This is a genomic window from Pseudomonas sp. B35(2017) (assembly GCF_002113645.1).
Classification (GTDB): domain Bacteria; phylum Pseudomonadota; class Gammaproteobacteria; order Pseudomonadales; family Pseudomonadaceae; genus Aquipseudomonas; species Aquipseudomonas ekonensis.
On record NZ_NEIZ01000017.1, the window covers coordinates 112,946 to 131,144 of the forward strand.

General features: G+C 64.8%; 13 protein-coding genes. 12 read left to right on the plus strand and 1 reads right to left on the minus strand.

The features are described from left to right. Complete coding sequence (gene aceE, locus CAG41_RS22960) at positions 1-2,646, minus strand: pyruvate dehydrogenase (acetyl-transferring), homodimeric type (protein WP_085585318.1); 2,646 nt, start codon at positions 2,644-2,646, stop codon at positions 1-3. Positions 2,647-3,029: 383 nt separating this feature from the next. On the opposite strand from aceE, the gene glnE reads away from it, so the two are divergent. The 12 genes from glnE to CAG41_RS23020 all read left to right on the plus strand — a co-directional run bounded on the left by glnE (position 3,030) and on the right by CAG41_RS23020 (position 18,197). Continuing rightward, positions 3,030-5,969 carry a bifunctional [glutamate--ammonia ligase]-adenylyl-L-tyrosine phosphorylase/[glutamate--ammonia-ligase] adenylyltransferase gene (gene glnE / locus CAG41_RS22965; protein WP_085707507.1) on the plus strand — a complete coding sequence of 980 codons (2,940 nt, stop codon included), beginning with the start codon at positions 3,030-3,032 and terminating at the stop codon, positions 5,967-5,969. 181 nt (positions 5,970-6,150) lie between these two features. Further along, complete coding sequence (gene waaF, locus CAG41_RS22970) at positions 6,151-7,185, plus strand: lipopolysaccharide heptosyltransferase II (RefSeq protein WP_085585314.1); 1,035 nt, start codon at positions 6,151-6,153, stop codon at positions 7,183-7,185. Between the two features lies 1 nt (position 7,186). Beyond that, the gene (gene waaC, locus CAG41_RS22975; RefSeq protein ID WP_085585313.1) at positions 7,187-8,248 is read left to right on the plus strand and encodes a lipopolysaccharide heptosyltransferase I; all 1,062 of its coding nucleotides are present in this window, start codon (positions 7,187-7,189) and stop codon (positions 8,246-8,248) included. Further along, the gene (locus CAG41_RS22980) at positions 8,248-9,369 is read left to right on the plus strand and encodes a glycosyltransferase family 4 protein (protein ID WP_085631002.1); all 1,122 of its coding nucleotides are present in this window, start codon (positions 8,248-8,250) and stop codon (positions 9,367-9,369) included. The genes waaC and CAG41_RS22980 overlap by 1 nt, the downstream gene beginning before the upstream one ends. Beyond that, positions 9,370-10,176: a lipopolysaccharide core heptose(I) kinase RfaP gene (gene rfaP, locus CAG41_RS22985; protein ID WP_085585309.1), complete on the plus strand. Its 807-nt coding sequence runs from the start codon at positions 9,370-9,372 to the stop codon at positions 10,174-10,176. Beyond that, positions 10,176-10,910: a lipopolysaccharide kinase InaA family protein gene (locus CAG41_RS22990; RefSeq protein WP_085585307.1), complete on the plus strand. Its 735-nt coding sequence runs from the start codon at positions 10,176-10,178 to the stop codon at positions 10,908-10,910. The genes rfaP and CAG41_RS22990 overlap by 1 nt, the downstream gene beginning before the upstream one ends. Further along, positions 10,907-11,659, plus strand: a complete 753-nt coding sequence (locus CAG41_RS22995; protein WP_085585305.1) for a lipopolysaccharide kinase InaA family protein — start codon at positions 10,907-10,909, stop codon at positions 11,657-11,659. Before CAG41_RS22990 ends, CAG41_RS22995 begins: the two co-directional genes overlap by 4 nt. Continuing rightward, on the plus strand, positions 11,659-13,110 hold the full coding sequence (locus CAG41_RS23000; RefSeq protein WP_085585303.1) for a lipopolysaccharide kinase InaA family protein: 1,452 nt from the start codon (positions 11,659-11,661) through the stop codon (positions 13,108-13,110). Before CAG41_RS22995 ends, CAG41_RS23000 begins: the two co-directional genes overlap by 1 nt. 291 nt (positions 13,111-13,401) lie before the next feature. Further along, entirely contained in the window at positions 13,402-14,202 is an 801-nt protein-coding gene (locus CAG41_RS23005; protein ID WP_085707508.1) for a DUF3800 domain-containing protein, read from the plus strand. Between the two features lie 227 nt (positions 14,203-14,429). Beyond that, entirely contained in the window at positions 14,430-16,187 is a 1,758-nt protein-coding gene (locus CAG41_RS23010; RefSeq protein WP_085585299.1) for a carbamoyltransferase, read from the plus strand. Then, positions 16,171-17,301: a glycosyltransferase gene (locus tag CAG41_RS23015; protein ID WP_085585297.1), complete on the plus strand. Its 1,131-nt coding sequence runs from the start codon at positions 16,171-16,173 to the stop codon at positions 17,299-17,301. The genes CAG41_RS23010 and CAG41_RS23015 overlap by 17 nt, the downstream gene beginning before the upstream one ends. Further along, complete coding sequence (locus CAG41_RS23020; RefSeq protein WP_085585295.1) at positions 17,301-18,197, plus strand: antimicrobial resistance protein Mig-14; 897 nt, start codon at positions 17,301-17,303, stop codon at positions 18,195-18,197. Before CAG41_RS23015 ends, CAG41_RS23020 begins: the two co-directional genes overlap by 1 nt. The last annotated feature ends 2 nt before the right edge of the window (positions 18,198-18,199 follow it).

Genomic DNA, 18,199 nt, shown 5'->3' on the forward strand with positions numbered 1-18,199 from the left:
TCAGCAGTCCAGTGGGTTGCGTTTTTCCGGGTCGATGCCGAACTTGACGATGGCCTCGGCCACCACCTTAGGTTCGATATCGCCGCGGTCAGCCAGGGCTTCCAGGGCTGCCAACACCACGAAATGACGGTCGACTTCGAAGAAATGACGCAGTTTCTTGCGGCTGTCGCTGCGGCCGTAGCCGTCGGTGCCCAGGACCTTGAACTCCTTGGACGGCACCCACTGACGGATCTGCTCGGCGAACAGCTTCATGTAGTCGGTGGAGGCGATGACCGGACCCTTGCGGCCGTTCAGGCACTCTTCGACATAGCTCTTCTTCGGCTTCTGGCCCGGGTGCAGACGGTTGCTGCGCTCTACGGCCAGGCCGTCGCGACGCAGTTCGTTGAAGCTGGTGACGCTCCACACGTCGGCGCCGATGTTGAACTCTTCACGCAGGATCTTCGCCGCTTCACGCACTTCGCGCAGGATGGTGCCGGAGCCCATCAGCTGAACGTGGTGCGCCGCATCGCGGGTGTCTTCTTCCAGCAGGTACATGCCTTTCTTGATGCCTTCTTCGGCACCGGCCGGCATGGCTGGCTGCTGGTAGGACTCGTTCATCACGGTGATGTAGTAGAAGACGTCCTGTTGCTCTTCGGTCATCTTCTTCATGCCGTCCTGAATGATCACCGCCAGCTCGTAGCCGTAGGTCGGATCGTAGGTGCGGCAGTTCGGGATGGTCGCGGCCAGCATGTGGCTGTGACCGTCTTCGTGCTGCAGGCCTTCACCGTTGAGGGTGGTGCGGCCGGCGGTGCCGCCGATCAGGAAACCACGGGTACGGCTGTCGCCGGCGGCCCAGGCCAGGTCGCCGATGCGCTGGAAGCCGAACATCGAGTAGAAGATGTAGAACGGCAGCATCGGCTGGTTGTGGCTGGAGTACGAAGTACCGGCCGCGATGAAGGAGCTCATGGCGCCCGCTTCGTTGATGCCTTCCTCAAGGATCTGACCTTTCTGGTCTTCCTTGTAGAACATCACCTGGTCTTTATCGACCGGCTCGTAGAGCTGACCGACGGACGAGTAGATGCCCAACTGACGGAACATGCCTTCCATGCCGAAGGTACGGGCCTCGTCCGGGATGATCGGCACGATGCGCGGGCCGATTTCCTTGTCCTTGACCAGTTGCGCGAGGATGCGCACGAACGCCATGGTGGTGGAGATCTCACGGTCGCCCGAACCATCGAGGATGGCCTTGAGGGTGTCCAGGTCCGGGGTCGGCACGCTGAAGCTCTGCGCGCGGCGCTGCGGCACGAAACCGCCCAGCGCGGCGCGGCGCTCGGCCAGGTAGCGGGCTTCGGCGCTGCCTTCTTCCGGCTTGAAGAACGGCAGGTTCTCCAGGTCTTCGTCCTTGACCGGGATGTCGAAGCGGTCGCGGAACAGCTTCAGGCTGTCGACGTCGACCTTCTTGGTGTTGTGCGCGGTGTTCTTCGCTTCGCCGGCGCCGGTGCCATAACCCTTGATGGTCTTGGCCAGGACAACGGTCGGCTGGTCTTTGTGGTTGACCGCTTCGTGGTACGCCGCGTAGACCTTGTACGGGTCGTGGCCGCCACGGTTGAGCTTCCAGATCTCGTCGTCGGACAGGTCGGCGACCATGGCCTTGAGTTCAGGCGTGTTGAAGAAGTGCTCGCGGACGAACGCGCCGTCCTTGGCCTTGTAGTTCTGGTATTCGCCGTCGATGACTTCGTCCATGCGGCGCTGCAGGATGCCGTCGACGTCCTTGGCCAGCAGCGGATCCCAGAAACGGCCCCAGATGACTTTGGTCACGTTCCATTGGGCGCCGCGGAACACGCCTTCGAGTTCCTGGATGATCTTGCCGTTGCCGCGGACCGGGCCGTCGAGGCGCTGCAGGTTGCAGTTGATGACGAAGATCAGGTTGTCCAGCTTCTCGCGGCCGGCCAGGGAGATCGCGCCCAGGGATTCCGGCTCGTCGCACTCGCCGTCGCCCAGGAAGCACCAGACTTTCTGCTTGCCCGGCTGGATGAAGCCGCGGTGCTCCAGGTACTTCATGAAGCGCGCCTGGTAGATCGCCTGGATCGGGCCCAGACCCATGGACACGGTCGGGAACTGCCAGAAGTCAGGCATCAGCCATGGGTGCGGGTAGGACGACAGACCGTTGCCGTCGACTTCCTGACGGAAGTTGTTCATCTGGTCTTCGCTGATGCGGCCTTCCATGAACGCACGGGCGTAGACGCCCGGAGAGGTGTGGCCCTGGAAGTAGATCAGGTCGCCGCCGTGCTCGTCGGTCGGGGCCTGGAAGAAGTAGTTGAAGCCGATGTCGTACAGGGTCGCACTGGAGGCGAAGCTGGAGATGTGACCACCCAGGTCAGAATCTTTCAGGTTCGTGCGCATTACCATGGCCATCGCGTTCCAGCGCACCAGCGAGCGAATGCGGCGTTCCATGAACAGGTCGCCTGGCATGCGTGCTTCGTGGGTGACGGGGATCGTGTTGCGGTAAGGCGTGGTGATGGCGTAAGGGAGCTGCGAGCCGCTGCGGGTCGCCAGTTCGCCCATACGGGTCATCAGATAGTGAGCACGGTCTTCGCCTTCTTTGTCGAGAACCGATTCCAGGGCGTCCAGCCATTCCTGGGTTTCGACGGGATCGAGGTCTTGCATGGCTTGCTCCAGGGCGGAAAGGCTTCCAGAATCGGTTGCCTGAGTTGCGACTGGCCTTGTGGGCAGACGATTTAAAATTCTTGGATTGCCGACAGGTTGTTCCGGCGGCGTGTAGTTTTACTACAAATGATCCGGCATTTCAGCCTCCCGGATGTATAGACGAGTAGTAAAACTACAGATGAAAGGCTTGTGGCCTCGGACTGCGTTGTGAGAATAATCGTTAAGCTTGGTCGTTTTCCATCTGAAGAAGGTGAAAGTTTGATGCTGGCTGCCAAAGAGAAAGAAATTTCAGCTATTTCTCACTTTTGTTCGACACTCCTTCGCGTAGCGGTTTTTCACTCGTCACTACAAACGGCCGTTCACACGCCGATCAAGGATAGACCATGACCCTGCCTGCGCTTGCCGAACTGCCCGCCATTCTCCTGCCGTTGGTCAGCCGATCCGAGCAGTCGTTCCGTGCCGCCGTCGGTGTCCTGGACGACGACCATGGCCTTTCGACTTGGACGCCCGAGCGCTGGTCACAATTCGCCCGCGTCACGGCGGCCAGCGACTTCGTCATTGAACAGAGCCTGCGTGACCCTTTGATGTTGCTGTCGCTGGTGCGCTGCGGCGAACTGGACCGGCCGTTCGCCCCCGGCGAGCTGTGCGGGCAGATCGCCGACGCCGTGAGCGCCGCGCAGACCGACGACGAGCTGGGGCGCGTCCTGCGCCGCCAGCGCGCCCGGCACCAGGTACGCATCATCTGGCGCGACCTGACCCGCCAGGCCGACCTGGCGCAGACCTGCCGCGACCTCTCGGACATGGCCGACGCCTGCATCGACCAGGCCTACCGCTGGCTGTACGAGCGCCACTGCACCCAGTTCGGCACGCCCACCGGCCGGCGCAGCGGCCTGCCGCAGCCGATGGTGATCCTCGGCATGGGCAAGCTCGGCGCGGTCGAGCTGAACCTGTCGTCCGACATCGACCTGATCTTCGCCTACCCCGAAGGGGGCGAGACCGTCGGCGTGAAACGGCCGCTGGACAACCAGGAATTCTTCATCCGCCTCGGCCAGCGCCTGATCAAGGCCCTCGACCCGATGACCGTCGACGGCTTCGTGTTCCGCGTCGACATGCGCCTGCGCCCTTACGGCTCGTCCGGGGCGCTGGTGCTGAGCTTCAATGCGCTGGAGCAGTACTACCAGGACCAGGGCCGCGACTGGGAACGCTACGCGATGATCAAGGCGCGGGTGGTGGCCGGCGACCAGGCGGCCGGCGCGCAGTTGCTGGAGATGCTGCGTCCGTTCGTGTACCGGCGCTACCTGGACTTCTCCGCCATCGAAGCCCTGCGCACCATGAAGCAGCTGATCCAGCAGGAAGTGCGGCGCAAGGGCATGGCCGACAACATCAAGCTGGGCGCAGGCGGCATCCGCGAAGTCGAGTTCATCGCCCAGGCCTTCCAGCTGATCCACGGCGGCCGCGACCTCAGCCTGCAGCAGCGCCCTCTATTAAAGGTGCTGGCCACGCTGGAGGGGCAGGGCTACCTGCCGCCGGCGGTGGTCAGCGAGTTGCGCGAAGGCTATTTGTTCCTGCGTTACACCGAGCACGCCATCCAGGCGATCGCCGACCGCCAGACCCAGATGCTGCCGGACGGCGCCCAGGACCAGGCGCGCATCGCTTTCATGCTCGGCTTCGCCGATTGGGACGCTTTCCACGAAAAGCTCATGTTCTGGCGCGACCGGGTGGCCTGGCATTTCGCCCAGGTGATCGCCGATCCGGACGAGGAAGAGGGCGCCCCGAGCGAAGTGGCGGTCGGCGGCGAATGGCTGCCGCTGTGGGAGGAGGCCCAGGATGAAGAGGCTGCCTGCCGTCAGTTGGAGGAGGCCGGGTTCGCGGACGCGACCAAGGCCCTGAAGGCGTTGGCCAACCTGCGCTGCAGCGCCCAGTTGCGGGCGATGCAGCGCTTGGGGCGTGAGCGCCTCGATGCCTTCATTCCGCGTCTGCTGGCCCAGGCGGTGGAGCACGACAACCCGGATCTGGTGCTGGAACGGGTGCTGCCGCTGGTCGAAGCGGTGGCCCGGCGTTCGGCCTACCTGGTGCTGCTGACGGAAAACCCCGGCGCCTTGCGCCGCCTGCTGACCCTGTGCGCCGCCAGCCCGTGGATCGCCGAGCAGATCACCCGGTTCCCGCTGCTGCTGGACGAACTGCTCAACGAAGGCCGGCTGTTCAAGCCGCCGCTGGCCCCGGAGCTGGCGGCCGAACTGCGCGAGCGCCTGACCCGGATCCCGGAGGACGACCTCGAACAGCAGATGGAAGCGCTGCGCCACTTCAAGCTGGCGCACCGCCTGCGTGTCGCGGCCTCCGAGATCGCCGGCAGCCTGCCCTTGATGAAGGTCAGCGATTACCTGACCTGGCTGGCCGAGGCGATCCTGGAGCAGGTGCTGGCCCTGGCCTGGCGCCAGACGGTGGCCAAGTACGGTACGCCGCTGCGCACCGACGGCACGTTGTGCGATCCCGGCTTCATCATTGTCGGTTACGGGAAAGTCGGCGGCATCGAGTTGGGGCATGGTTCGGACTTGGATCTGGTGTTCATCCATGACGGCGACCCCCAGGCGGAGACCGACGGGCCGAAGCCGATCGACGGCGCGCAGTTCTTCACCCGGCTGGGCCAGCGGATCATCCATCTGCTGACGGCGCAGACCAACTCCGGCCAGCTCTATGAGGTGGACATGCGCCTGCGGCCGTCCGGGGCGTCGGGCCTGTTGGTGAGTTCGCTGGGGGCGTTCGCCCGTTATCAGGAAAACGAAGCCTGGACCTGGGAGCATCAGGCCCTGGTGCGGGCGCGGGTGCTGGTGGGCAGCCAGGATGTCGGCCAGGCCTTCGAGGGCGTGCGCGCCCAAGTGCTGGGCAAGGCGCGGGATCCGGCGACGCTGCGCCAGGAAGTCAGCGAGATGCGCGCCAAGATGCGCGACAACCTCGGCAGCAAGGCCACCGCCGCCGGCACCGGGGCGAACGCCTTCGAGGCCACGGCGCCGTTCGACCTCAAGCAGGACGCCGGAGGTATCGTCGATATTGAATTTATGGTGCAATACGCGGCCCTGGCGTGGTCGCAGAAGCACCCGCCGCTGCTGCGCTGGACGGACAACATCCGCATCCTGGAGGAGCTGGAGCACGAAGGGCTGATGCCCGTCGAAGACGCCGCGCTGCTGCGCGAGGCCTACAAGGCCTACCGCTCCGCCGCCCACCGGCAGGCCTTGCAGAAAGAGGCCGGGGTGATACCGGGCGACCAGTTCGCGGACGAACGGCGACAGGTGATGCGGATCTGGCGCGGGCTGGGGTTGAGCTGACACCGCTCTGTCGCCACATTGATTATCCCTGTGGGCGCGAAAGCGGATGGCAGGCCCGCACCGATGTCGGATGCGACGGCCCCATCGCCGGCAGGCCGGCTCCCACAGTGGCTCTACAGTGTTTGTAGAACTCTCGAGGCGGGGAGGCGTGATGCCTCCCCGGTTCGTTTTTGGAAACCACATGAATATTCTGATCGTTGGGCCCAGTTGGGTCGGTGACATGGTGATGGCCCAGACACTCTTCCAGTGTCTGAAGCAGCGTCACCCGCAGTGCGAGATCGACGTGCTGGCCCCCGAGTGGAGCCGGCCGATCCTTGAGCGCATGCCAGAGGTGCGCCAGGCCTTGAGCTTCCCGCTCGGCCATGGCGTGCTGGAACTGGCGACCCGTCGGCGGATCGGCAAGTCCCTGGCCGGCCGGTACGACCAGGCGATCCTGCTGCCGAACTCGCTGAAGTCGGCGCTGGTGCCGTTCTTCGCCGGTATCCCGAAGCGCACCGGCTGGCGCGGCGAGTTCCGCTACGGCCTGCTCAACGACGTGCGCACCCTCGACAAAGAACGCTACCCGCTGATGATCGAGCGCTTCATGGCGCTGGCCTATGACGCGAACGCCGAACTGCCCAAGCCCTATCCGCGCCCGAGCCTGCAGATCGACCCGGTGACCCGCGAAGCGGCGCTGGCCAAGTTCGGCCTGACCCTCGACCGCCCGGTGCTGGTGCTGTGCCCCGGCGCCGAGTTCGGCGAAGCCAAGCGCTGGCCGTCCGAGCATTACGCCAAGGTCGCCGAGGCGCGGATCCGCGAAGGCTGGCAGGTCTGGCTGTTCGGTTCCAAGAACGATCACGCGGTCGGCGAAGACATCCGCGCCCGGCTGATTCCCGGCCTGCGCGAGGAATCGGTCAACCTCAGCGGCGGCACGTCGCTGGCCGAGGCCATCGACCTGATGTCCTGCGCCGACGCGGTGGTGTCCAACGATTCGGGCCTGATGCACGTGGCCGCCGCGCTGAACCGCCCTTTGGTGGCGGTGTACGGCTCGACGTCGCCGGGCTTCACCCCGCCGTTGGCCGACCAGGTGGAAATCGTGCGGCTGGGTCTGGAGTGCAGCCCGTGCTTCGACCGCACCTGCCGGTTCGGCCACTACAACTGCCTGCGCCAACTGATGCCGGATGCGGTGAACGACGCCTTGCTGCGTTTGCAGGGCAACGTGGTCGAGGTTCATTAAGTTGCGGGTACTGCTGATCAAGACTTCGTCGCTGGGTGACGTGATCCATGCGTTGCCGGCGCTGACCGACGCGGCCCGGGCGATCCCCGGCATCAAGTTCGACTGGGTCGTGGAGGAAGGCTTCGCCGAAATCCCGAGCTGGCACCCGGCCGTGGGCAAGGTGATTCCGGTCGCGATCCGCCGCTGGCGCAAGAACCTCTGGCAAACCGTCAAGAGCGGCGAGTGGAAACGCTTCAAGCAAAGCGTGCGGGCGGCCAAGTACGATCTGGTGATCGACGCCCAGGGCCTGCTCAAGAGCGCCTGGCTGACCCGTTACGTCAAGGCCCCGGTGGCGGGCCTGGACAAGGGCTCGGCCCGCGAGCCGATCGCGGCACGGTTCTACGACCGCAAGCTGGCGGTGGCCCGCGGTCAGCACGCGGTCGAGCGGGTGCGCCAGTTGTTCGCCATCGCCTTGGGCTATGACCTGCCCAAGGGCCTGGGCGACTACGGCCTCAACGTCGAGCGCCTGGTCGAGCTGCCGCGCAAGAGCGCCTACGTGGTGTTCCTGCACGGCACCACCTGGGACACCAAGCACTGGCCGGAAGCCTACTGGCGCGAGCTGACCGAGCGGGTCGGCTACCTCGGCGTCGGCGTGAGGCTGCCGTGGGGCAACCCGGTGGAGAAGGCCCGGGCCGAGCGTATCGCCGCTGGCTTCAGGCACGCCGAGGTGCTGCCCAAGCTCAACCTGGCCGGTGTCGGCAAGGTGCTGGCCGGCGCCCAGGCCTGCGTGGCGGTGGACACCGGCCTCGGCCACCTGGCCGCCGCGCTGGATGTGCCGACCCTGTCGCTGTTCGGCCCGACCAACCCCGGCCTGACCGGCGCCTACGGCAAGGTGCAGATCCACCTGGGCAGCGATTTCCCCTGCGCGCCGTGCCTGCAGAAGAAATGCACCTACCAACCGACGGCCGAAGATGCCCGTCAATTCGACCTGAAACGCGAGTCGCCCCTGTGCTTCACGCGTGTGAACCCCGAGCGTGTCGCCAGCCGACTGAGCACGTTGTTGATGGCTGAGGAGCTGCGCTGATGCAATTGGCATTTGTCCTGTACAAGTATTTCCCGTTCGGCGGCCTGCAGCGCGATTTCATGCGCATCGCCCTCGAATGCCAGAAGCGCGGCCATGCGATCCGCGTCTACACCCTGATCTGGGAAGGCGACGTGCCGCCCGGTTTCGAGGTGCTGGTGGCGCCGGTCAAGGCGCTGTTCAACCATCGGCGCAACGAAAAGCTCAGCGCCTGGATGGAGGCCGACCTGGCCAAGCGCCCGGTGGACCGTCTGATCGGCTTCAACAAGATGCCGGGGCTGGACGTCTACTACGCCGCCGACGGCTGCTTCGAAGACAAGGCGCAGAACCTGCGCCATTCGCTGTACCGCCGCTGGGGCCGTTACCGCCACTTCGCCGAGTACGAGCGGGCGGTGTTCGCCAAAGATGCGAAGACCGAAGTGCTGATGATTTCCGAAGTGCAGCAGCCGCTGTTCATCAAGCATTACGGCACGCCGGTGGAGCGCTTCCACCTGCTGCCGCCGGGCATCGCCCAGGACCGTCGGCGTCCGGCGGATGCGGACGAGATCCGCGCCGGTTTCCGCGCCGAATTCAACCTCAAGGATGATGAGCTGCTGCTGGTGCAGATCGGCTCCGGCTTCAAGACCAAGGGCGTCGACCGCAGCCTGAAGGCGCTGGCCGCGCTGCCGGCGGAACTGAGGAAACGCACCCGGCTGTTTGTAATCGGCCAGGATGACCCCAAATTGTTCCAGATGCAGAGCGCCACCCTGGGCCTGGGCGACAACGTGACGTTCCTCAAGGGGCGCAGCGACATCCCGCGTTTCCTGCTGGGCGCGGATCTGTTGATCCACCCGGCGTACAACGAGAACACCGGGACGGTGCTGCTCGAAGCCCTGGTGGCCGGCCTGCCGGTGTTGGTCAGCGCGGTCTGCGGCTACGCCCACTACATCGCCGAGGCCGACGCCGGGCGGGTGCTGGACGAGCCGTTCGACCAGGCGCAACTGACCCGCTACCTGGCCGACATGCTCGGCGACGCCTCGGCGCGGGCGGCCTGGAGCCGCAACGGCGTGGCGTTCGCCGGGACGGCCGATCTGTACAGCATGCCGCAGCACGCGGCCGATGTGATTCTGGCGGAGCACGCTTAAATGAAGTTGATGCTGGCTGAACCGTTCAAGAGCCTGTGGGCCGGCCGCGATGCGTTCGCGCAGGTCGAAGGGCTCAAGGGCGAGGTCTACCGCGAGCTGGAAGCCCGCCGGACATTGCGCACGGAAGTCGACGGCAACGGTTATTTCGTCAAGATCCACCGGGGCATCGGCTGGGGCGAGATCTTCAAGAACCTGCTCACCGCCAAGCTGCCGGTGCTCGGTGCGGGCCAGGAATGGCGAGCCATCCAGCGCCTGCAGCAGGTCGGCGTGCCGACCATGACCGCCGTCGCCTACGGCGAGAAGGGCAGCAACCCGGCGGGCCAGCATTCGTTCATCGTCACCGAGGAGCTGGCGCCGACCGTCAGCCTCGAAGACTTCAGCATCGACTGGGTCCGGCAGCCGCCGCAGCCTGCGCTCAAGCGCGCGCTGATCGCCGAGGTCGCGCGCATGACCGGCATGATGCACCGGGCCGGCGTGAACCACCGTGACTGCTACATCTGCCACTTCCTGCTGCACACCGACCGACCGGTCACCGCCGGTGACCTCAAGCTATCGGTGATCGACCTGCACCGCGCCCAGACCCGCCCGGCCATCACCCGGCGCTGGCGCGACAAGGACCTGGCGGCGCTGTACTTCTCCGCGCTGGACATCGGCCTGACCCGCCGCGACAAGCTGCGTTTCCTCAAGGGCTACTTCCAGCAGCCGCTGCGCCGGATCCTCGCCGAAGAGGCGTCGCTGCTGAGCTGGCTGGAGGGCAAGGCCAACAAACTCTACGCACGCAAGCAACGTTACGGGGATGCGCTCTGATGGCGGGTTGGAACCTTGAGCCGACTTACCGCGACCTCAGCGCAGACTTCGGTTCCCTCGAAGCGGTGTTCGCCCTTCAGGGCGAGCGCCTGACCCGCGATCCGCTGTCGGAGGTCATCCGCGTGCAGCGCGACGGGGTCAACTATTACGTCAAGCGCTACTCCGGCGCCGGCAAGGGCCTGCGCCGCTACATCGGCAAGCCGCGGGTCAAGATGGAGTGGCAGAACCTCAAGCGCTTCGCCAAGTGGGGCATCCCCACCGCCGAAGTGGTGGCCTGGGGCCTGGAGCGCCGGGGCGCGGCCTATGCCCGCGGCGCGATGATCACCCGCGAGCTGCCGCGCACCGAAGACCTTTCGGCGCTCGCCGAGCGCAACGATCCCAAGCTCAAGGACCGCGCCTGGGTCGACGGCATCAGCCGGCAACTGGCGGTGTACACCCGCACGATGCACGACCACCGCTTCACCCACAACGACCTGAAGTGGCGCAACCTTTTGATCGACGACCAGGCGCAGCTGTTCCTGATCGACTGCCCCAACGGCGACTTCTGGCGCGGCTTCTGGCTCAAGTACCGGATCACCAAGGACCTGGCCTGCCTCGACAAGGTGGCCAAGTATCACCTGTCGAACACCCAGCGCCTGCGCTTCTACCTGCAATACCGTCAGCGTGACCGGCTCAATGCCGCCGACAAGAAGCGGATCCGTCACGTGGTGAGATTTTTCGAGGGACGCGAATGACTGATTTCCTGGCCGCTGAAGACCGTGCGCTGCTGGAGCGCCACGGCCTCGGCACCTTCGAGGCGCTGTGGGCCAAGCAGCTCGACGCGGTGGACGAGCCGAACACCGACGGCGGCGGCTGGAGCAGTGTGTACAGGCTGGAGCTCGAAGGCTGCGGCTACTACCTCAAGCGCCAGAGCGACTACCTGACCCGCACGTTGCACGCGCCGTTCGGCGAGCCGACGTTCGCCCGTGAGTTCCGCAACATCAGCCGGTACCGCCAGCTCGGCATCCCGGCGTTGCAGGCGGCGTTCTTCGGCGCGCGCAAGGTCAACGGCGAAGTCCGTGCGATCCTGCTGACCCGCGCCCTCGACGGCTGGGACGACCTCGATTCGCTGCTGCAGCGCTGGTCGGATCTGGGCGCGGCGCAGCAGTCGGCCATCCTCAAGGCCTGCGGCCAACTGGCCCGTCACCTGCACGGCAGGCGCCAGGTGCACGGCTGTTTCTATCCCAAGCACATTTTCCTCAAGGCCGACGGCGCTGCGTATCAGGCGCAACTGATTGACCTTGAGAAGACCCGTCCCTTGCTGTTCGGCCTGCGTGACCGGGTCAAGGACCTGGAGCCCTTGCTGCGCCGCGCGCCGGAATGGAACGAGGCGCAGTTGCGCGAATTGCTGGCCGCCTATCTCGACCAGCCGGCCGACGCATCGCTGGTCGACAGCTGGGTCACGCGCCTGACCGCACGGCGCAGCCGCAAGGAGACCCGCTGATGCAGTTGTCTGAACTCAAGGATGCCGGACGTACGCCGCCGCTGCCGTTGACCGTGTCGCTGGCCGATGCGGCGGGGCCGGCGGACCTGCAGCTGCTCAGCCTGCTGCGGGTGCTGCCGGGGCAGCGTTATGTCGGCGCCGGCGTGTGGCGCGGCCGGCCGGTGCTGGCCAAGCTGCTGGTGGGCGGCAAGGCGGCGCGGCATTTTCAGCGTGAGCTGGATGGCGTGAAACTGCTCGCGGCCCAAGGCATGACCACGCCGTTGCTGCTGGCCGACGGCCTGAAGGACGGTGAGGGCGGCTGGCTGCTGTTCGAGTTCCTCGAAGGCGCCGAAAGCCTGGGCGATGCGTGGCGCCAGGTCGAGTCGCTGCCGGTGTTGGCGGACGAACAGTCGGCGGTGCTGGCCGAGGCGCTCGGCGCCATCGCGCAGTTGCACGGCAAAGGCCTGTGGCAGGAAGACCTGCACCTGGACAACCTGTTGCGCCATGGCGGGCAGCTGTACCTGATCGACGGCGCCGGCATCCGTGCCGAAAACGTCGGCCAGCCGCTGTCGCGCCAGAAAGTGCTGGAGAACCTCGGTGTGTTCTTCGCCCAGTTGCCCCCGTCGCTGGCGCCGTTCACCGAAGAATTGCTGGTGTATTACCTGCTGGGCAACAGCGAGCACGCGCTGCCGCTGGAGGCCTTGCAGAAGCAGATCGACAAGGTGCGCGCCTGGCGCCTGAAGGACTACCTGACCAAGGTCGGCCGCGACTGCACGCTGTTCAGTGTGGTGCGCGGCGCGTTCGGCCTGCGCGCGGTGCGCCGCGAAGAAGAGCCGGCGATGCTGCCGGTGCTGGAGCAGGCCGATGCCTTGCTCGACCGTGGCCACCTGTACAAGACCGGCGGCGCGGCCAGCGTCGGCAAGGTCGAGGCGGCCGGGCGCACGCTGGTGATCAAACGCTACAACATCAAGGGCTTCGCCCATTGGCTCAAGCGGTTCTGGCGGCCGAGCCGGGCCTGGCATTCGTGGCGCGAAGGCAATCGCCTGGCGTTCCTCGGCATCGCCACGCCCAAACCGCTGGCGGTGCTGGAAACGCGGTTTTTCTGGCTGCGCCGCAAGGCCTACCTGATCACCGAGTACTTGGCGGGGCCGGACATCATCGAGCGCTTCGCGCCGTACGTCGAAAGCGGCGAGGCCCCGGAGCCGGAGCTGAAGGCGCTGGACCTGCTGTTTGCGCAACTGATCGCCGAGCGCATCAGCCACGGCGACTTCAAGGGCCACAACCTGTTCTGGCAGGGCGACCGTTGGGCGCTGATCGACCTGGACTCGATGTGCCAGCACGGATCGGCCAGCCGCTTCGCGCCGGCCTACGCGCGCGACCGCGCACGGTTCATGCGCAACTGGCCTGAGGGCAGTGCGTTGCACCGGGTGATTGATCAGCGGTTGCCTAAGGATGTATTGGGCGCTGCGTGATTGTTCGTACGCACGTAAGAAATTTCTGCAATGGAATCGGGCAAGGCATGTGGTGACAAATCCTAGTGACTTGTCCTACGGCCTTGTCAGAAGCGATGAGCTGCCCCCCGTAAAGCCCCGATGCTAGTTTGCCCCGATGTTTCTGGAGGGCAAATCTTGAAGATCAAAATGGTTGTGACCGCTGGTCAATCTGTCGATGTCCGGCGCCCTCTGCGCGATGCTGCTGCCCTGCGCGATCTATTGCCAGTCCAAGGACTGCGAAAACCATATTTGCTGGCGAACAAGCCTTAGGTGATTCCATTGCCCTCGGCCTGTCAGTACGGCGATTTCATCGTTTATGTCGATGAGAGCGGTGATCATGGGATGCAGACTCTGGATCGCAACTATCCAGTCTTTGTGCTCGCGTTTTGCGCCTTTCATAAAAAGCATTATTGCGAGAAAGTCATTCCGGCCCTGCAGAAGTTCGAGTTCACCCATATGGGGCACGATTTGATTGGTCTGCATGAGCTCGAAATCCGTAAAGAAAAAGGAGCGTTCTCCGGTCTGTTCGTATCCAGGGAGCACAAGAATGCTTTTCTTGAGGAACTGACCTGCATCATTGAGGCCAGCAACTTCGTTCTGATCAGTTGTGTGATAGACAAAGCTTCACTTCGTGAAAAACAAGGCCTGGGCCACAACCCGTATCACCTTGCTCTCGGTTTTTGTCTGGAAACGCTCTATGAGTTTTTGCAGGAGAAGAATCAGCAGCAGGCACTGACGCATGTGATTTTCGAGCGCCGGGGGAGGCGAGAGGATAACGAGCTTGAGCTGGAGTTTCGCAGGATGTGCAGTGGTGCGAACCGATTGGGCATTCAACTGCCGTTTGACATCGTGTTTGCCACCAAGCAGGTGAACTCCACGGGATTGCAACTGGCTGACCTTGTTGCGAGGCCCATTGGCATGAGCGTACTGAGGGCGGGGCAAGAGAATCGAGCTTTCGATGTGCTCAAACGCAAGTTCTATTGCAGCGGTGGTCGGAACAAAGTTGGAGAGGGTTTCGAAAACTGGGGGCTGAAGCTTTTCCCGTCTCCAGAAAGCGAAAAGCCCCGGTGATCTCACCGAGGCATTAACGCCGACCGGGATCTCCCAGTCCATTTGCGCCTGAGTCTATGGCGGGGGATGCGGCATGTCAACGCAGCTTCCGGCCAGTTCCCGCTAGAGGTTTGTCGGTGCTTTTAAGCTATAATCCCGCCCTTTAGCTGTCTCTCGCCCGGTGCGAGGGCACATCATCTTTTCAAGGCGCACCGCGCCTGCATGCAGACTAAAGAGGCTAGACCCCTGTGGCATTGACGATTCTTGGCCTGTCCGGCGCCCTTAGCCATGATCCTTCCGCAGCCTTGTACATCGACGGCAAGCTGGTGGCGGCGGCTGAAGAAGAGCGCTTCGTGCGCGATAAACATGCAAAGAACCGCATGCCCTACGAATCGGCGAAGTTCTGCCTGGAACAGGCCGGCATCAAGCCGTCCGACGTTGACGTGGTGGCGATCCCGTTCGCCCCGATCAGCCTGTTCGGCAAGGCCCGCTGGCACTACGCCAAGCGTTACTGGTACGCCCCGGACCGCGCCCTCGACGCGATCCTGATGGGCAACCGCCGCTACAAGCGCTACCGCAAGAAGATCGTCTGGTGCCTGGAGCAACTGGGCTTCGATCCGAAGAAGATCAAGATCGAGCCGGTCGAGCACCACCTGGCCCACGCCTCCAGCGCCTACCACTGCTCGGGCTTCAAGGAGAAGACCGCGATCCTGGGCATCGACGGCAAGGGCGAATACGCCACGACCTTCTTCGGCTACGGCGAAAACGGCAAGATCCACAAGATCAAGGAATTCTTCGATCCGGACTCCCTCGGCGGCCTGTACGGCGCGATCACCGAGTTCCTCGGCTTCGAAATGCTCGACGGCGAGTTCAAGGTCATGGGCATGGCGCCGTACGGCGATGCCAGCAAGTATGACTTCTCGCGCCTGGCCTCGTTCGAGAACGGCGAGCTGGTGATCAACACCGACTACGCCAACGTCATCGGCCTGCGCCGCTACAAAGAGAAGGGCAAGGGCTTCTACTTCTCGCCGAAGCTGATCGAATGGCTCGGCCCGAAACGCGAAGGCGACATCGCCGACGAGCCGTACATCCACTACGCGGCGAGCATGCAGGCGCTGTTCGAGAAGCTGGCCCTGCAGATGATCGACCATTACCTGGGCGACGTGCTCAAGGAAACCGGCAAGCTGGCCTTCGCCGGCGGCTGCGCCCTGAACGTCAAGCTCAACCAGAAGATCATCGCCCGCGACGACATCAAGGAGCTGTTCGTGCAGCCGGCCTCCGGCGACGCCGGCACCGCGGTCGGCGCGGCGGCCTATGTGTCCCACGCCCGCGGCGTGCCGGTCGAGAAGATGGAGCACGTCTACCTCGGCCCGTCGTACAGCAACGAAGACGTGATCGCCGCGTGCGCCCGTCACGAGAACAAGCCGGTCTGGCGCAAGCTGGACAACATGCCCGAGCAGATCGCCAAGATCATGGTCGACGGCAACCCGGTGGCCTGGTTCCAGGGCCGCATGGAGTTCGGTCCTCGCGCGTTGGGCGGGCGTTCGATCATCGGCTGCCCGAGCGTCGAGGGCGTGGCCGACCGGATCAACCACCAGATCAAGTTCCGCGAGCGCTGGAGGCCTTTCTGCCCGTCGATGCTCGACACCGTCGCGCCGCAGATGATCAAGATCGACCACCCGGCGCCGTTCATGACCTTCACCTTCGAAGTGGCGGAAGAGTGGAAGACCCGCGTGCCGGAAGTCGTCCACGAAGACGGCACCTCCCGTGCCCAGGTGCTCAAGCGCGAATACAACCCGCGCTACTACGACATGATGAAGGCGCTGGAGAACCTGACCGGCAACGGCGTGTCGCTGAACACCTCGCTCAACCGCCGCGGCGAGCCGATGATCTGCTCGCCGACCGACGCGCTGAACATGTTCTTCGGTTCTGATCTGCAGTACCTGATCATGGAAGACATTCTGGTGGTCAAAGAAGGCGCAAACGCTTATGACACGCTCGGCTGAACGCCATGTGCTGCAGTTCTGCCACGGCTATGACGGGCCGTTCCTGGACTGCGCGCGGCAGTACGCCAGCCTGTTCGCGGGCACCGGCTACCGGGTGACCACGGTCTTCCTGACCGGGGCCGCCGACAGCGAGGTGGCCGCGGCCTGCGCTTCCGACGAAGTGCTGTTCATGGAATACAGCTCCAAGGCCATCCGTGGCCTGAAGCTGGGCGCCATCGGCGATCTGCGCAAGATCGCCGCTTCGCGCAACTTCAGTTTCTGCATCGCCCATCGCTTCAAGCCGATCTACATCGCCTTGCTCGGCACGTCGCTGCCGGTGATCGGCGTGCACCACGCGTTCGGCGACTACAAGCGCGGTTCGCGCAAACTGTTCGCCCACATCTTCCGCAAGCGCCTGAGCCTGCTCGGCGTGTCGGATGCGGTGCGCGACGACATGCGGCGCTGCCTGCCGAAATGGCCGGCGACCCGGATCCAGACCCTCTACAACCGCATCGATGTGGGTGCGTTGCAGACCCGTCAGGTCTCCGCCCGCGAAGCCCGGGAAACCCTGGGGCTGACGGCGGATGCCTGGATCGTCGGCAACGTCGGCCGCCTGCACCCGGACAAGGACCAGGCCACCCTGTTGCGCGGTTTCGCCGCGGCGTTGCCGGGGCTGCCGGCCAACAGTCAACTGGTGATTCTCGGCAAGGGGCGACTTGAGGACAGCCTCAAGGCCCTCGCCCGGGAACTGGGCATCGGCGACCGGGTGCTGTTTCTCGGCCAGGTGCCGGAGGCGCGCAACTACTTCCGCGCCTTCGATGTGTTTGCCTTGAGCTCCGACCACGAGCCGTTCGGCATGGTGCTGCTGGAGGCCATGGCCGCCGGCGTGCCGTTGCTGGCGACCGCCTGCGGCGGGGCGAAGGAAGTGGTCGAAGGCGTGGGGATCCTGTTCCCGCTCGGCGATGCCGAACACCTGGCCCAGGGCCTGCAGCACCTGGCAGGCATGGACGAACAGCAGCGCCGCCAGTGCGCCGAACTGATGTTCGACCGGCTGCGCGAGCGCTTCAGCGACCGTGCGGTGCGCGACACGTTCTGGCGCTTGCCGCAAGTCACCGATCTGGCACCGAGGGGCTGATGCTCAATCGTTTTCAAGGCTGGCGCGAACGTGGCTGGTCGCCCGTCGACGCCTCCACTTATGCACAGGCCTGGCAGCGTTTCGGCGGCAGCGTCGCGACCCACCCGATGGTGGTCGAACGTCTGGCGGCCCTGGCCGGGATCCCGGTGCGTTACCTGGCCTGGGAGCAGCACGGCGAGATCAAGGCCGCGATCCCGACCTGGGGCCGCGATCTGGCGCTGTCCAAGGACGTGCTCAAGCGCAGCGGCAAGAAGGGCCTGTTCGACCTCGGCAACGCCGAGCTGATCCTGCCGGCGGCGCCCGACGCCCAAGCGCCGCTGCGCCATCGCGGCCGCTACCTGTCGGCGCTCAACGAAACCCGCTTCAGCGGCCTCAAGCCGCAGGCCGAACAGCTGGCCATGGCCCGCACCCCGGAAGAACTGTCGAAGAAATTCCGCTACAACCAGCGCCGCGAACTGCGCCTGCTGGAAGAGGCGGGCGGCGTGGTGCGGCCGGTGGGCGGGTTCTCCAGCAGCGAGCTGGCGGCGATCTACTGCGACCTGTTCCAGCGCCGTTGGGGCTTCCCGGCCACCGGCGCGGCGCGGATGGCCGAGGTGATCGAGCTGTTGCGCGAGTTGCTGATCGGTTCGGTGATCTTCCTCAACGATGCGCCGATCGCCATCCAGTTGGTGTACCGCGTCGAAGCACCGCAATGGATCAGCGTCGAATACATCAACGGCGGCGTCGATCCGGAAACCCGCGAATTCAGCCCAGGCAGCGTGCTGAGCTTCCTCAACACCCAGAGCGCCTGGGAAGACGCCCGGGCGCTGGGCAAGCCGCTGCGCTTCTCCTTCGGTCGCGCCGACCGTGAATACAAGGACCGCTGGTGCAATCCTGTGCCGGTGTTCACCGTATGAGT

What these genes read in the sequence shown, in the direction of transcription:
- CAG41_RS23000 (WP_085585303.1), top strand. Translation starts at nt 11,659, where the DNA reads ATGCAGTTGTCTGAACTCAAGGATGCCGGACGTACGCCGCCGCTGCCG.
- CAG41_RS23015 (WP_085585297.1), top strand. Translation starts at nt 16,171, where the DNA reads ATGACACGCTCGGCTGAACGCCATGTGCTGCAGTTCTGCCACGGCTAT.
- waaF (WP_085585314.1), top strand. Translation starts at nt 6,151, where the DNA reads ATGAATATTCTGATCGTTGGGCCCAGTTGGGTCGGTGACATGGTGATG.
- CAG41_RS22980 (WP_085631002.1), top strand. Translation starts at nt 8,248, where the DNA reads ATGCAATTGGCATTTGTCCTGTACAAGTATTTCCCGTTCGGCGGCCTG.
- CAG41_RS22990 (WP_085585307.1), top strand. Translation starts at nt 10,176, where the DNA reads ATGGCGGGTTGGAACCTTGAGCCGACTTACCGCGACCTCAGCGCAGAC.
- glnE (WP_085707507.1), top strand. Translation starts at nt 3,030, where the DNA reads ATGACCCTGCCTGCGCTTGCCGAACTGCCCGCCATTCTCCTGCCGTTG.
- aceE (WP_085585318.1), bottom strand. Translation starts at nt 2,646, where the DNA reads ATGCAAGACCTCGATCCCGTCGAAACCCAGGAATGGCTGGACGCCCTG.
- rfaP (WP_085585309.1), top strand. Translation starts at nt 9,370, where the DNA reads ATGAAGTTGATGCTGGCTGAACCGTTCAAGAGCCTGTGGGCCGGCCGC.
- CAG41_RS22995 (WP_085585305.1), top strand. Translation starts at nt 10,907, where the DNA reads ATGACTGATTTCCTGGCCGCTGAAGACCGTGCGCTGCTGGAGCGCCAC.
- CAG41_RS23020 (WP_085585295.1), top strand. Translation starts at nt 17,301, where the DNA reads ATGCTCAATCGTTTTCAAGGCTGGCGCGAACGTGGCTGGTCGCCCGTC.